Source organism: Alteromonas alvinellae, assembly GCF_902705805.1.
This window is the reverse complement of sequence record NZ_CACSIH010000029.1, coordinates 14,434-27,542: the sequence shown is the minus strand read 5'-3', so window position 1 is coordinate 27,542 and position 13,109 is coordinate 14,434. Positions and strand designations below refer to the sequence as shown.

The window sequence follows — 13,109 nt, the reverse complement described above, 5'->3', positions numbered from 1 at the left end:
TTTAGAGGGGAAAATCCCTAGAACCCCATAATGAGCTGGTTGACTTTATTCATGGATAGGGTGGCCAGAGTGAAATCAATCTTGCCACTTAAATGACCGCGCAGAGACTGTAACTCTTTATCAATCTCTGCCGATAATCCCTCATAATAACTGGTGAGCCGGACTATAAATCCTGCCAGTTGCTCACTGTGAGCGCGCAGCGATTGGAGTTGTTTCGCTTCCATGTGTTATGCAAGCTCCTTATTAGCCAAAAATAACCGCCGGCATGCTACTGCCGGGCTAACCGATTGTTCGATACATTGAAATCAAAATTCGCCCGTAGCGGGTTGATATCCAATCCGCCTCTGCGGGTGTAGCGCGCATAGACTGCTAGCTTGTGCGGCTTGCATCGATTCATTAAATCACAAAAAATTCGCTCGATACACTGCTCGTGAAATTCATTATGCCGGCGAAACGAGATGAGATAAGCCAGCAGTCCGGCGTGGTCTATAGCCGCGCCTTCGTAATGAATTTGCACACTGGCCCAGTCAGGCTGACTGGTGATCAGGCAATTAGACTTTAATAAATGACTCACCAGGGTTTCAGAAACCTGCTGGTCGCCGGTTGTGAGCAGCTCCGGGCTCGGCTCATAGGCATTGATTTCAATGTCCAGATCGTCAATCACGGTGCCGTCGAGTTCACCAAGGTGAAGGGCGCCAAACTGACCGGCGCTGAATAATTGCACCTTAACCGGTGCCTGGGCACAGGCCGATAAATCCTTGCTTAAGTGTCGGGCCACTTCATCTGCACTGCCAAATACCGACTGATTGAAGCTGTTCAGATAAAGCTTGAAAGACTTAGACTCGATAAGGTTTTGCGAATCAATTGGCACCTGGCATTGCAAAATGGCGACCTGCGGTTTGCCTTTCGGATTAAGCCACGAAAGCTCATAACCGTTCCAGATATCCACACCGCCAAAAGGCAGGGGCTGTGAAACGCCAATTTGTTCACGGCTTAGCGAGCGCGGCACACCTTGCAACAGCTCAGGCGTGTACTGTTCAATGTAGTCAACCTTTTGACCCAGTGTCAGGTTGGCGGGAAGAGACGGTGACGAAGAGTGCTTTACTGTCATGCTGTCCTGTAACTTTTTACCACTGATTAATCATGGCACGCGCATTCAATATGCCAAGCTGGTGTTTAAAGTGCCATAAATTCTTTACTATAGAGGTTTAGTATACCTGATATGGAATCGCAATGGAGAATATAGTTCAACAATCATTGCATAAGTTAATGCGCGATTTACAACAAGCGGCAGCGTCTCATCCCGCGCTGATGACCACTGAGTTTGAAGCGGAATTAGCATCCCCCTGTTATGTGGGGAACGCCAGCCAGGGAGAGCCCTGCACCTGGCAGCCCGTGCCGATGGAAGGTGAATATACCTTTGCCAATATCGAAAACGCCTTGCACATCACGCTGAACGAGCAATTTTGCAAATTCTTTACCACTTACTGGAGTTTTAATCTGCCGGTTAAGGCTGAACAAGGCAACTGTGAATTATTGCAGGTTTGCAGTGAAGAGGACTTCGAGCGACTACAACAAAACCTGATTGGCCATTTGTTAATGAAGCAGCGACTAAAACAGCCGCCCACGTTATTTTTTGGCTTAACCGATGAAGACGACTTTATTTTGTCTGTAGATAATGCCTCAGGTGAGGTAGTACTGGAACAGGTGGGGAAATTGCCCACTCGTTGTCTGGCACCTGATCTGGCGACCTTTATTGATGGCCTGACGCCAGCCGTTTAACTGAGCTTTGCCAGCCGGCTCTCCATCACCGCGAGGGCCTGCTCTAACTGTTCCACCCGTTTTTCCAGCTCAGCGATGCGCTCTTTGTCGCCCGGTGTTTTGGGTTGGGCTTTGACCTGCACATTCTGCTGATTAAAGACCTTTATCGCCTCAATGGCGTCCAGCACGCTTACCTTGAAAGGCGCTTTACCACGCAATAAGCCTACACCCGGCGTTAAGCCCTCGGCCGCCAATAAATGGCAGATTTCGACCAGGGTTTTATGGTTTTCTTTAGAGGACATGCATTTACTCTTTACTGGTGACCAACACACCAGGCGGGCTTGGCCTTTAGTCAGTTAGTCAAAACAACGAAAATTTCGCTAATCATACCGATAGTTAGCACCGCCGCCAAGTGGTTATTTTTTAATTTCTTTAAAATTCAATAAGTTATAGTTGGCCTCATTCTTGATTACCTGAAGTTCATTAGTGACTTATTATTTTTCAACAGGGAACCACTATGAAAAAATTAATGCTTTGTACTGCTCTGGTAGCACCCATGTTACTGTCTGGTTGTGTCATTTCCGTAGGAGGTGATGACAAAGAACATTACCAGGCCAGCTGGGAGCAGCGTGAGTATAATAATCGTAAACATATCAGCAATCTGGAAGTGAATGCGCACTTTGAAGACGTTACCCGTAAGATGGGTGTAGCCGACTTCAACGAAATGGTAGGCGAGGGCGATCACGTTTACCGGATTCTTTACTATCGCACGCAGCGTACCGAGGACGACGGTATCACCACCAAGGACGAGTGTACTCCCCTGGTCTTCAAAGATAATCGCTTAATTGGTTGGGGTGAAGAAGCGGTCCGTAAAATCTAATCCGCCCACCGTTTACACTTACTGACAAGCCCGATAAACATCCCGTTTATCGGGCTTGTTGCTGTCTGGCCGGCCATCATTAATGATGGCTCGTTGCACTACCTGCCCGATCACTGTACTCAATTATCATCGCTAAACTTATTCAAATGTATAAATATTGTTAACGGTATATTTACATGGTGTTATTTTTTCGGCTAGAGTGGGGAACTGATGCACTTTTTGTGCGTCTATTACGTATCTCTTAAGACCAATCTTGTTGTTTTCAGTTTGCTGTTGTTCAGCGGCAGCGCTGAGCGGTTGAGTGAGAGGGCGGCCCGGGTCGCAAAACAGGCGTTTACGCATCACCACAACACGGGAGACAGGCTATGGTACAAGCGGAAATCCAACAAAACCTGGATAAAATCAGAGCAGCATACTTATCAGCGGAAGATCTGAAAGTGGCTGCATCCATCATTTACAACGCCTACCACGACGATCCAATTTTTTTACAAATATTCCAGAGTGAAAAAGAAGGCTACGAATCGCGGTTACGGTCGGCTATTCGCGAAGAACTCACCGCATTCTGGGAAGCCGAGCAACCCATTATTGGCCTGTTTGATGAGGGGCGATTATTGTCTGTTGCCTGCCTCACGGGGCCAGACAATGCTGCAGGGGCTGGGCGTTATTGGCACTGGCGGTTAAAAATGCTGCTGACCACCGGGTATTACGGCACCCGGCAAATGCTCGAGAAAGAGGAAAAAATTCGTTCTGCCATGCCAGCTGAAAAGTATCATCTGCTGTCGTTCATTGCGGTGCATCCGGACTATCAGTCACACGGTCTTGGTCATCTGCTGATGCGGGCTATCGACAGTGTCTTACTTGAGCATCGTGATTCAGAAGGGGTGGGCGTATTTGTGACAGTACCTAAATATGAAACGTTCTTTTCTGACGGCTTTTATCAAAAAGTCGCGCAGGTGGAAATTGCTAATAAAACCGGGCAGGTTATGTTCCGTCCAAGGCCTTAATCGTTCGCCGGGAATACCGTGCAGGGCGAGCAATCCGCCCTGCTTTTAACGAGAAAATGCCTTGTCAGCCTTGCGGGCCGAATCCCGTCAGGTATAGTGCCTGTATAGATAATTACACGCTGCAGATATGTCAGACTCTTTAGACTTCAATCCGGTACAAGCCATTCAGAATGAAGATGCCTGGGTAAGTGTCATCCAGAAAATGGATGAAGCCTATGCGGATCTGGTGCAGTCACAGGTCGAAGTCGAAGAAAAAAACGTTGAGCTGGAAGAGGCCAAAAGCTTTTCTGACAGTATTCAAAGTGCTATGAACGATGTGCTCGTCGTGTGTGATAACGACGGTATCATTGAAGGCGTAAACCGGGCATTAACCGAGCTGGTGGGGGAGTCTGAATCGGCTCTGATTGGTCGTTCTATTTTAACCTTTATCGCCCCGGAGTTGCACGACAAGGTACAGGGCTTTTACGAACGCCTGCGTGCTCAGTCTGTGCGCGACTACGAGCTGGAATTACAGGGCAAGTCGGGCAGTGTACCGTTATCGGTAAATTGTACGGCGCGCTTAAATCACCGCGGTAAGTCTGTGGGCATGGTGCTGGTAGGACGCCCTCTTGGTGAGCTGCAAAGAGCCTATAAAGAGCTTAATATTGCCCATGCTGAATTACAGCTCGCCCAGCAACGACTTATTCAGTCAGAAAAAATGGCTTCTCTGGGTCGTCTGGTGGCAGGTGTAGCCCACGAGCTGAACAATCCCATCAGCTTTGTGTATGGCAACATGCACGTGTTACGTCGTTACACCGATAAACTCAGCACTTACTTTGATGCGGTAGCCAGCGGTGAAAGCCGTGACGCGCTGCGCGAGATGCGTGAAAACATGCGTCTGGAAAAGGCCATCAAAGATCTCAATTCGCTGGTGGATGGCACCATGGAAGGCGCAGACAGAGTAAAAGAAATCGTCAATGATTTACGTCAGTTCTCGTCTGCGCAGGTGTCGGAGAAAGCGTCTTTCGACCTCAGTCACGCGGTGCATACCGCTTTACACTGGATAATGAAAGAAAGTGATTTTGCGGTTGAGGTGGTAGACAACATTCCCCGACCACTGGAAGCTTATGGCCATGCCGGGCAGATCCATCAGGTCGTGGTCAACCTGATCGAAAACGCGGTAGATGCCATGGCTGCTTCCGAGACGCGCAGATTAACCATCAATGCCAGTGCAGATAATGATGGCGTGTTATTGACCATAAGGGATACCGGATCTGGGATCAGCGCCGACGATGCGCCGCAAATTTTTGAGCCTTTTTATACAACCAAACCAGTTGGAATGGGAACAGGCTTAGGTTTATCAATTAGTTATGGTATCGTTTCGCAACATAATGGCGAATTATCCATCGACAATCATATCGATGGCGGTGCAATCGCTAGCCTGTTTTTACCTAACCGGGAGTCCGCTGATGCTTAATCTGTTATGGCTGCAATCCGGTGGTTGCGGCGGCTGTTCCATGTCGTTACTCAATGCCGAATCCCCCGATGTCCTGACCCTGTTTGAAAATGCGGGCATCAATCTGCTCTGGCATCCATCATTAAGCGAAGCCACCGGTGATGAGTGTATTGCCATGCTCGAGGGGATCCTGGCCGGTGACATTATTCTGGATATTCTTTGTATCGAAGGCTCTATGATGACCGGCCCCATGGGCACCGGTAAGTTTCACATATTGGGCGGTACCGGCAAACCTATGATTGAGTGGGTAAAAGCGCTGGCGGATATTGCCCGCTACACTGTTGCCGTTGGTAGCTGCGCGGCCTACGGATGTATTACGGCAGCTGGTGCCAATGATACTGATGCCACGGGCCTGCAATTTGATGGCGAAATGGCGGGCGGTCTGCTGGGTAAGGATTTTACGTCGCAAAGTGGCGATCAGGTGGTTAATATCGCCGGTTGTCCGGTGCACCCTGACTGGGTTACCGAAACCCTGATGAGCATAGCGCTGGGTGAGCACAATGATGAGCAACTCGATAAGTTTGGTCGTCCGCGTATGTACGCCGATCACCTGGTGCATCATGGTTGCTCCCGCAACGAATTCTATGAATATAAAGCCAGTGCGGTGGATATGGGCGATCGCGGTTGCATGATGGAAAATATGGGGTGTAAAGGCACCCAGGCGCATGCTGACTGTAACAGCCGGCCCTGGAATGGCCAGGGCTCCTGTACCAACGGTGGCTACCCGTGTATTAATTGCACCGCCCCCGAATTTGAAGAACCGGGCCACAGTTTTTGCCAAACGCCCAAAATTGCCGGGATCCCGGTTGGCCTGCCAACCGATATGCCCAAAGCATGGTTTGTTGCCCTGGCGCAATTGTCTAAAGCGGCCACGCCTGAACGGTTAAAAAAGAATGCCATTGCCGAGCAGCTAATTTATCCGCCCACCATTCATAAACGCAAAGGCTGAACCATCAGTATGTGCAGTCAGAGAGTAGCAGTATGAGCCGAATTGTCGCAGGCCCCTTTAATCGCGTGGAAGGGGACCTGGAAATCACCCTGGAAACCGGCGAAGATAAAGTGCAGCGAGCTGAAGTAAACTCGCCGCTGTATCGTGGGTTTGAACGAATTTTACTGGGCCACAAACCCATGGATGCGCTGGTTTATACGCCGCGGATCTGTGGTATTTGCTCGGTTACCCAGTCGGTGGCCAGTGCCCGGGCGTTAGCTGATGCCATGGGACTGAGTATGCCGAAAAACGGCGAGCTGTGTACCAACTTAGTGCTGGCAAGTGAAAACATTACCGATCTGATCACGCATTTTTATCTGTTTTTTATGCCCGATTTTGCCCGCGACACATACGCTGGCGCTAGCTGGTTTGGTGATATTCAGGGGCGGTTTAAAGCCACTGCAGGCTCTGCCTCAACGCAGATGTTGCCAGCTCGGGCCGATTTTCTGCACCTGATGGGGCTGATGGCCGGCAAGTGGCCACACACCCTGAGTTTACAGCCGGGTGGGGTAGCCAAAGCGATTGAGCCCAAAGAGCGCATGCGTTTACTGGCCATCGTTGCCGGGTTTAAGCGTTTTCTCGAAAGTACTTTATTTGGCGATAGTCTGACCACCATTAGTCAGCTTAAAAGCGAAGCCGAATTATGGCAGTGGTATCAGCAAAAGCCCTGGCACAGCTCTGACTTCCGCCGTTTTTTGCATGTGGCTGAAGTACAACAATTACACCAGCTTGGCAGGGCAACGGATCATTTTCTCAGCTTCGGCGCTTATGGTGCTCTTGATGAGCCGATGTGGGCTGCTGGCAGCTACAGAGATGGCCAGACAAGTCCGTTGGATATCGCCCGAATAGTCGAAGATCACTCCCATAGCTGGATGAGTGACACCGACCATCCGCATCCGCCGGCGCAGGGAATTACCCAGCCAACGCTGGATAACGAGGCGGGATACAGTTGGTGTAAGGCGCCCCGCTTAGGTCACGAGGTGGTGGAAGTCGGGCCATTGGCGCGACAGGTAGTTAACGGTCACCCGCTGATGCGAGACATGATAAGCCGCCATGGTGGCAATGTGTTAAGCCGGGTGGTGGCCAGACTGCTTGAAGTGGCCATTGTGGTAGGGCAAATGGAAGAGTGGGTTAAGCAAATTGATCCTACCGCGCCCTTTTGTCATCACGGTGAAATGCCCGCCGAGACCTCCGGCGTTGGCCTGGTTGAAGCAGCTCGGGGCGCCTTAGGTCACTGGCTGGAAGTGAAAAACGGTAAGATCAGTAACTATCAGATCATCGCCCCGACCAGCTGGAATTTTTCGCCCCGGGATCAACACGAACAGCCCGGTGCGCTGGAGCAGGCGGTCGTTGGCGCGCCGGTAATGAACGGTGAGAAAACACCGGTGTCGGTACAACATATTGTCCGCTCTTTCGATCCCTGTATGGCCTGCACGGTGCATTAATGCCACACAGCAAAGGAATGCGCTTACGCGTTAACGGGATTGTTCAGGGCGTGGGTTTTCGCCCGTTTATCTGGCGTCTGGCAACAGAGTTAAAGCTCACCGGGCGGGTTTTCAACGATACCGGTGGCGTTATAGTTGAGCTTAATTGCAGTGCGGCGCAGGCTGGTGAGTTTGCTGAGCTGATGTTGCAGCAGTTACCGCCACTGGCCCGGATTGATGCAATGCATCAAGAGGCGTTGGATTTACCTGTATTTTCATCCTTTGCAATAGACGTATCTCAGTCGGGGATCGTTACTACCGGCTGTGCACCGGATGCCGCTACCTGCCCGGATTGCCTTTCAGAGCTGTTCCAGCCTGGTGATCGCCGTTATCATTATCCGTTTATCAATTGTACCAACTGCGGCCCGCGGCTGAGTATTATCCGGCAAATTCCCTACGACCGTGCCTCCACCACCATGGTGGAATTTACCCTTTGTGCGGCTTGTCAGCAGGAATATGACAACCCGGCCGATCGCCGCTTTCATGCCCAGCCAAATGCCTGCCCTGATTGCGGCCCTCATTGCTGGCTGGAAACACCCGGTGGTGAGCCAGTCGCCAGTGAGACGCCGTTTCAGGCCCTCGGTGAGGCATTACGGGATGGTCAAATCGTAGCGATAAAGGGGATTGGCGGGGTTCACTTAGCGTGTGACGCCACTAATGAACAGGCAGTGAAACGATTACGTGAACGAAAACAGCGCCCCCATAAAGCGCTGGCATTAATGGCCTCGAATATTGAGGCAATCAGGCAGTTTGCCAGAGTTAACGAGCAGGATGAGGCGCTGTTAACGCATCCTGCTGCGCCGGTTGTGCTGTTGTCCCGGCAGGAAAACCCGGAGCAATATAAAATTGCGCCATCGGTTGCCCCTGACAATACGAAAATCGGTGTGATGTTACCCTATTCGCCGGTACATCATCTGCTCCTGGCAGAGGTAGACTTTCCACTGATAATGACCAGTGGCAATCGTTCCGGGGAACCCCAGGCGATCACCAATGATGCGGCTCGCTCTCAGTTAAATAACATTGCCGATGTGTTGCTGTTGCACAATCGCCCAATCCACAACCGCCTGGATGATTCGGTGGTGGTGGCGGGTAAATACGGTACACAAATACTGCGCCGCGCGCGCGGGTATGCGCCTGCCAGCTTACCGTTACCATCAGGTTTCTCTGCCGGGCAGACGCTTATCGCTTTGGGCGGCCAGTTAAAGAATACCCTGTGTCTGATTAAGGATGGCCGGGCGGTGATTAGCCAACATCTTGGCGATCTGCACGATGCCAGTACGTTCGATGAATATTTGCACACCTTGCAGCTTTATCGCGAGCTGTACGAAAACGCTGCTGAACATTACGTCTGTGATATGCATCCGGAGTATCTGTCCACAAAACATGGTGTAAGCTTGGAAGAGCAGGGCAATCACCTTACCCGGGTACAGCATCACCATGCGCACATTGGCGCTTGTCTGGGCGACAATCAGTATCCGCTGGCCGGCGATGCAGTACTCGGAATATGCCTGGATGGCACCGGTTTCGGCACCGATGAGACCCTGTGGGGCGGCGAGTTTTTATATGGTGGTTATGCTGCCATGAAACGGATAGCCTCACTAGCGCCGGTCCCCTTAATTGGTGGCGCTCAGGCGATCAAGTCACCCTGGCGGTCGCTGTATGCTCAGCTCCGACAATGCTTCACTGCCGGGCAACTGGCAGAAATGACCGATATTTGCCCACAGTTTGCAGACCCCATGTGCAACAGCTTCGAAAAAATGCTGACAATGCAGTTAAACTGCCCGCTGAGTAGCTCTGCAGGCCGGCTGTTTGACGCCGTTGCGACGGCGCTTGGCTGCGCCCCGGCACAAATAACCTACGAAGGGCAGGCTGCAATCCGGCTGGAATCGCTGGCTCAGACCTGCCAGGAAGATGTTGAACCTTATCATCTCAGGATTACTGATAATCAAGTAGTGCCTCAGGCGATGTGGCAGCAGATTATAACGGATTTACGCCAGGGACGGAGCAAAGCTGCAATGGCAATGGCTTTCCATAAAGGGCTGGTGATTGCGCTTAGTGAGATGACGCTAAAGTTAAAAGCGGCTTACGACTTTACTACCGTAGTGTTATCCGGTGGTGTGATGCAAAATCTGCTGCTTAGTGAGGCGCTGCAGGATACCTTGCAGTCAAGTGGCTTTAAAGTCCTTACGCATCAGCAATTGCCGGCGAATGACGGCGGGATAGCCTTTGGTCAGGCCCTGGTTGCTCTGGCAAAAAATCAATAAAATCAGCTTTATCCGGCATAGCTTCTGCTCTGCCATCCCCTCATTAATTACTGTCTGGAAACACCGTTAACACAGTGTAAACAGACTTTCCGCTTTCCTCTTCTAGTGGTAAGTAGACTTCAGGTAACTCTCTCTCGATTTATTCTAACTTTATGAAAATAAATGGTTTTTGTAGTTGGTCTGTTGTTTGCATTCTGATTTGTGCGTACTAACAAAACACCACGCTGTGTTATTAGAAAAATAATAGCTGAACGCAACTTACATCAGAACAAAAACCAAGACCGATTGGCCGTGCAAATTTGAGGTAAGTGTAACTTCAGCGGTATCACTGCCGGAGGACCGAATGTCCCAATTAGAGACCTTTTACGAAGTCATGCGGCGACAGGGGATTACCCGTCGCAGTTTTCTGAAGTATTGTAGCCTGACTGCTGCTGCATTAGGCCTGGGCCCTGCGTTTGCACCGCGTATTGCCAATGCCATGGAGACCAAGGAGCGTACCCCCGTGCTGTGGCTGCACGGACTGGAATGTACCTGTTGTTCTGAATCCTTTATTCGCTCTGCACACCCCTTGGTGAAAGACGTTGTACTGTCGATGATCTCACTGGATTACGACGATACGTTAATGGCGTCAGCAGGCCATCAGGCCGAAGCGATTCTTGAAGAGACCATGCAGAAGTATAAGGGTAAGTACATCCTGGCTGTAGAAGGTAATCCGCCGCTGAATGAAGACGGCATGTTCTGTATCGTTGGTGGTAAGCCATTCCTTGACCAGCTTAAGCATGCCGCCAAAGACGCGGCGGCCATTATTGCCTGGGGTTCATGCGCCTCATGGGGCTGCGTTCAGGCCGCTCGTCCAAACCCCACTCAGGCGGTGCCTATTCATAAAGTGATAAAAGATAAGCCCATCATTAAAGTGCCGGGTTGTCCGCCCATTGCAGAGGTAATGACCGGCGTAATTACCTATATGCTGACTTTCGGCAAGGTACCGGAACTGGACCGTCAGGGACGTCCGAAGATGTTTTACAGCCAGCGTATCCACGACAAATGTTATCGCCGGCCGCACTTTGACGCCGGTCAGTTTGTTGAACAGTGGGATGACGAGGGCGCGCGAAAAGGCTACTGCCTTTACAAAGTGGGTTGTAAAGGGCCAACAACTTATAACGCCTGTTCAACCGTACGCTGGAACGAAGGCACGTCCTTCCCAATTCAGGCCGGCCACGGTTGTATCGGCTGTTCCGAAGATGGCTTCTGGGACAAAGGTTCCTTCTATGACCGTCTGACTGACATTAACCAGTTCGGTATCGAATCGAACGCTGATGAAGTAGGCACTGCCGTTGCTGGTGGTGTAGGTGCAGCGATTGCTGCCCATGCTGCCGTTAGTGCGGTGAAACGCGCGCAGCATAAGGGAGAACAAGAATAATGAACACGCCGTTAAATTCTAAATTACTCGACAGTTCTGGCCGCCGTATTGTGGTGGACCCGGTGACACGTATTGAAGGTCACATGCGCTGCGAGGTTAACGTTGACGACAACAACATTATCCGCAATGCGGTATCCACCGGCACCATGTGGCGAGGTCTGGAAGTCATTTTAAAAGGCCGTGACCCGCGTGATGCCTGGGCATTCGTTGAACGTATTTGTGGAGTGTGTACCGGTTGTCACGCACTCACCAGTGTGCGTGCGGTAGAAGATGCGCTGGGCATTGATATTCCGTTAAATGCGCACCTTATTCGGCATCTGATGGATAAGACCCTGAATATCCACGATCATGTGGTGCACTTTTATCACCTACATGCGCTGGACTGGGTGAACCCGGTTAATGCGCTGAAAGCCGATCCGAAAGCTACCTCTGCCCTACAGCAGAAAATATCGTCGTCACATCCACTGTCCAGTCCGGGTTATTTCCGCGACGTGCAAACCCGCATTAAGAAGTTTATCGAAAGCGGCCAGTTAGGGTTATTTGCTAATGGTTACTGGAGTAACCCGGCTTATAAACTGCCGCCTGAAGCGGATTTGATGGCGGTGGCGCACTACCTTGAAGCGCTGGATATGCAAAAAGAGATCGTTAAGATCCACACTATCTTCGGCGGTAAGAACCCACACCCTAACTTTATGGTTGGCGGTGTGCCATGTGCGATTAATCTCGACGGTACCGGCTCATCCGGCGCGCCAGTCAATATGACCAGCCTGAACTTTGTGCTGGAGCGTATTCGCGAGGCCGAAGCCTTCATTAAGAACGTTTATATTCCGGACGTGATTGCTATTGCAACGCTTTATAAAGACTGGCTGTACGGCGGCGGTCTGGCTGCTTCTAACGTGCTGAGTTATGGTACGCACACAGTGGTACCGGGCGATAAATCCACCGACCTCATTCCGGCTGGCGCGATTATCAATGGCAACTGGGATGAGATACACCCGGTGGATGTGCGTAATCCGGATGAAATTCAGGAGTTCGTGGACCACAGCTGGTATCAGTATGCTAACGGCGCTAAAGGCCTGCACCCCTGGGACGGTGAAACAGAAGCGAAATTTGAACTGGGGCCAAACTTTAAAGGCACCAAAACAAATATTAAAGAGCTTGATGAAAGCGCTAAGTACAGCTGGATTAAATCACCGCGCTGGAAAGGTCATGCCATGGAAGTGGGCCCGCTGTCTCGCTACATCGTGGCTTATGCTTCTGGCAAAGAGTACGTTCAGGAACAAGTTGACCGCTCACTGTCGGCGTTTAACCAGGCCACTGGTATGGACCTCGGTTTAAAACAGTTCCTGCCTTCAACGCTGGGCCGAACCCTGGCGCGAGCACTGGATTCTGAGCTGTGTGTCGACTCTATGCTGGATGACTGGCATCAGTTGGTCAATAACATTAAAAACGGTGATACCTCTACCGCCAATGTGGAAAAATGGGATCCAAAAACCTGGCCGAAAGAAGCCAAGGGTGTGGGCACCAACGAGGCGCCGCGCGGTGCACTGGGTCACTGGATTAAGATTAAAGACGGTAAAATTGAAAACTATCAGGCAGTGGTACCGACTACCTGGAATGGTTCTCCACGTGATTCAGAAGGCAATATCGGTGCGTTTGAAGCGTCATTGCTTAATACGCCCATGGAGCGCCCTGATGAGCCGGTTGAAATCCTGCGAACTTTACACAGCTTTGACCCGTGTCTGGCCTGTTCCACACACGTAATGAGTGAAGACGGTCAGGAACTGACTAAAGTGAAAATTCGTTAAGAGAG

Annotated in this window: 12 protein-coding genes; 9 read left to right on the top strand and 3 right to left on the bottom strand. The window is 50.9% G+C overall.

Translation table 11 applies throughout. The annotated features are described in order from the left end of the window. Positions 1 to 17: 17 nt before the first annotated feature. Together ACX5KA_RS02150 and queF are read right to left on the bottom strand one after the other, a co-directional pair. On the bottom strand, positions 18 to 224 hold the full coding sequence (locus ACX5KA_RS02150) for a hypothetical protein (protein WP_458730304.1): 207 nt from the start codon (positions 222 to 224) through the stop codon (positions 18 to 20). Positions 225 to 268: 44 nt separating this feature from the next. After that, positions 269 to 1,111 carry an NADPH-dependent 7-cyano-7-deazaguanine reductase QueF gene (queF, locus tag ACX5KA_RS02145; protein WP_071978372.1) on the bottom strand — a complete coding sequence of 281 codons (843 nt, stop codon included), beginning with the start codon at positions 1,109 to 1,111 and terminating at the stop codon, positions 269 to 271. A 122-nt stretch (positions 1,112 to 1,233) separates the two neighbouring features. Here queF and syd point away from each other — a divergent pair, with 122 nt between their 5' ends. After that, positions 1,234 to 1,782: a SecY-interacting protein gene (syd, locus tag ACX5KA_RS02140; protein ID WP_071978373.1), complete on the top strand. Its 549-nt coding sequence runs from the start codon at positions 1,234 to 1,236 to the stop codon at positions 1,780 to 1,782. On the opposite strand, the gene ACX5KA_RS02135 is transcribed toward syd, so the two are convergent. Continuing rightward, positions 1,779 to 2,063 (bottom strand): hypothetical protein, encoded by a 285-nt coding sequence (locus tag ACX5KA_RS02135; RefSeq protein ID WP_071978374.1) that lies wholly within the window; start codon positions 2,061 to 2,063, stop codon positions 1,779 to 1,781. The two genes, syd and ACX5KA_RS02135, sit on opposite strands and share 4 nt — an antisense overlap. Positions 2,064 to 2,278: 215 nt before the next feature. Between ACX5KA_RS02135 and ACX5KA_RS02130 the strand changes: the two genes are divergently transcribed. The 8 genes from ACX5KA_RS02130 (at position 2,279) to ACX5KA_RS02095 (ending at position 13,104) form a co-directional block, all read left to right on the top strand. Beyond that, positions 2,279 to 2,641 carry a DUF3192 domain-containing protein gene (locus tag ACX5KA_RS02130; protein ID WP_020745469.1) on the top strand — a complete coding sequence of 121 codons (363 nt, stop codon included), beginning with the start codon at positions 2,279 to 2,281 and terminating at the stop codon, positions 2,639 to 2,641. 365 nt (positions 2,642 to 3,006) lie between these two features. Beyond that, the gene (locus ACX5KA_RS02125; RefSeq protein WP_020745470.1) at positions 3,007 to 3,645 is read left to right on the top strand and encodes a GNAT family N-acetyltransferase; all 639 of its coding nucleotides are present in this window, start codon (positions 3,007 to 3,009) and stop codon (positions 3,643 to 3,645) included. A 127-nt stretch (positions 3,646 to 3,772) separates the two neighbouring features. Continuing rightward, positions 3,773 to 5,101 (top strand): PAS domain-containing sensor histidine kinase, encoded by a 1,329-nt coding sequence (locus tag ACX5KA_RS02120; protein WP_071978375.1) that lies wholly within the window; start codon positions 3,773 to 3,775, stop codon positions 5,099 to 5,101. Continuing rightward, positions 5,094 to 6,089, top strand: a complete 996-nt coding sequence (locus ACX5KA_RS02115; protein ID WP_020745473.1) for an NADH-quinone oxidoreductase subunit B family protein — start codon at positions 5,094 to 5,096, stop codon at positions 6,087 to 6,089. Before ACX5KA_RS02120 ends, ACX5KA_RS02115 begins: the two co-directional genes overlap by 8 nt. Positions 6,090 to 6,121: 32 nt before the next feature. Next, a complete protein-coding gene (locus tag ACX5KA_RS02110; protein WP_020745474.1) occupies positions 6,122 to 7,573 on the top strand; it encodes a nickel-dependent hydrogenase large subunit in 1,452 nt (483 codons plus the stop codon). Continuing rightward, positions 7,573 to 9,876, top strand: coding sequence for a carbamoyltransferase HypF (gene hypF / locus ACX5KA_RS02105; protein ID WP_071978377.1), 2,304 nt, complete (start codon positions 7,573 to 7,575; stop codon positions 9,874 to 9,876). Before ACX5KA_RS02110 ends, hypF begins: the two co-directional genes overlap by 1 nt. Positions 9,877 to 10,219: 343 nt before the next feature. After that, complete coding sequence (locus ACX5KA_RS02100; protein WP_020745478.1) at positions 10,220 to 11,296, top strand: hydrogenase small subunit; 1,077 nt, start codon at positions 10,220 to 10,222, stop codon at positions 11,294 to 11,296. A gap of 83 nt (positions 11,297 to 11,379) precedes the next feature. Next, positions 11,380 to 13,104 (top strand): nickel-dependent hydrogenase large subunit, encoded by a 1,725-nt coding sequence (locus tag ACX5KA_RS02095; RefSeq protein ID WP_458730303.1) that lies wholly within the window; start codon positions 11,380 to 11,382, stop codon positions 13,102 to 13,104. The last annotated feature ends 5 nt before the right edge of the window (positions 13,105 to 13,109 follow it).

Coding starts and splice junctions, on each gene's coding strand:
- ACX5KA_RS02150 (WP_458730304.1), bottom strand. CDS start 224: ATGGAAGCGAAACAACTCCAATCGCTGCGCGCTCACAGTGAGCAACTG.
- queF (WP_071978372.1), bottom strand. CDS start 1,111: ATGACAGTAAAGCACTCTTCGTCACCGTCTCTTCCCGCCAACCTGACA.
- syd (WP_071978373.1), top strand. CDS start 1,234: ATGGAGAATATAGTTCAACAATCATTGCATAAGTTAATGCGCGATTTA.
- ACX5KA_RS02135 (WP_071978374.1), bottom strand. CDS start 2,063: ATGTCCTCTAAAGAAAACCATAAAACCCTGGTCGAAATCTGCCATTTA.
- ACX5KA_RS02130 (WP_020745469.1), top strand. CDS start 2,279: ATGAAAAAATTAATGCTTTGTACTGCTCTGGTAGCACCCATGTTACTG.
- ACX5KA_RS02125 (WP_020745470.1), top strand. CDS start 3,007: ATGGTACAAGCGGAAATCCAACAAAACCTGGATAAAATCAGAGCAGCA.
- ACX5KA_RS02120 (WP_071978375.1), top strand. CDS start 3,773: ATGTCAGACTCTTTAGACTTCAATCCGGTACAAGCCATTCAGAATGAA.
- ACX5KA_RS02115 (WP_020745473.1), top strand. CDS start 5,094: ATGCTTAATCTGTTATGGCTGCAATCCGGTGGTTGCGGCGGCTGTTCC.
- ACX5KA_RS02110 (WP_020745474.1), top strand. CDS start 6,122: ATGAGCCGAATTGTCGCAGGCCCCTTTAATCGCGTGGAAGGGGACCTG.
- hypF (WP_071978377.1), top strand. CDS start 7,573: ATGCCACACAGCAAAGGAATGCGCTTACGCGTTAACGGGATTGTTCAG.
- ACX5KA_RS02100 (WP_020745478.1), top strand. CDS start 10,220: ATGTCCCAATTAGAGACCTTTTACGAAGTCATGCGGCGACAGGGGATT.
- ACX5KA_RS02095 (WP_458730303.1), top strand. CDS start 11,380: ATGCGCTGCGAGGTTAACGTTGACGACAACAACATTATCCGCAATGCG.